The sequence below is a fragment of the Phormidium sp. CCY1219 genome (genome assembly GCF_055795085.1).
The window spans coordinates 1-455 of the sequence record NZ_JAYFEQ010000752.1 but is presented as its reverse complement, the minus strand read 5'-3'; the positions used below and the strand labels follow the sequence as shown (position 1 = coordinate 455).

The window sequence follows — 455 nt, the reverse complement described above, 5'->3', positions numbered from 1 at the left end:
ACCTGGTTCTCCCCCTTCTTCCGATAATTCCTGGGTATGACAAATTCTTGTCTTTTCGGGCTTGAGCTTTAATCCAACTTCGTTAAGCCATTGTTCAATCCAGTTGCGGGCTTTTAGTATGACTTCTTTGTGCGGCGAAAGTACCACGAAATCATCGGCGTATCGAATGATTTTCGGACGATAATTTTTATCTTGCTTTCCGTCAATGTATTTGGATTTAGGGAAGGCATTGACTACCGAATTTATCATCCCGTGTAAGGCAATATTGGCCAGGAGTGGGCTAATGACTCCACCTTGTGGGGTTCCTGACTCTGTTGCCTCAAATACGCCATTCTCCAAAACTCCGGCTTTGAGCCATTGTTTAATTCTCCGTTTGAACACGGATGGACAATCTAGTTTGGACAGCAAGTAATCATGGTTAATTCGGTCGAAGCATTTTGCAATATCTGCATCTA

The 455-nt window shown here is 43.3% G+C and carries 1 protein-coding gene; it reads right to left on the bottom strand.

Going from position 1 to position 455, the window contains the following annotated elements:
* A partial coding sequence (locus AC0QH1_RS22830; protein ID WP_324633669.1) for a reverse transcriptase/maturase family protein occupies positions 1-455 on the bottom strand: 455 nt, incomplete at both ends.